This window comes from Rhizobium sp. Rhizsp42 (assembly GCF_047304155.1).
Lineage (GTDB): Bacteria > Pseudomonadota > Alphaproteobacteria > Rhizobiales > Rhizobiaceae > Rhizobium.
On record NZ_JBGLYS010000149.1, the window covers coordinates 1 to 272 of the forward strand.

Here is a 272-nt window from a genome sequence, read left to right on the forward strand (position 1 = left end):
TGATAAGACGCGCCGATGGCGTGTGCCCAGGTGTTGTGCCAGTTCTGTTCTTCGGTGATGGTGCCGATCGGACCGGCAGAGCCGCCGAGCTGTGCCGGAACGCCGCTGTTGGTGACGGTAATGTCTTTCAGGCGGCTCCAGCGAGTCCAGGTGCTACCGGCATAGACGGTCCACTTGTCATCGATCTTCTGGGTGATGGACATGTCCACCGACTCAGGCGTGTCCAGATCCAGGTTGGCATCGTACTTCTGGCCGTTGAATGGTCCGAAACC

General features: G+C 59.6%; 1 protein-coding gene. It reads right to left on the minus strand.

Annotated elements, in window-relative coordinates; genetic code table 11:
• A partial coding sequence (locus tag ACCD05_RS31895) for an outer membrane protein transport protein (RefSeq protein WP_413397685.1) occupies positions 1 to 272 on the minus strand: 272 nt, incomplete at both ends.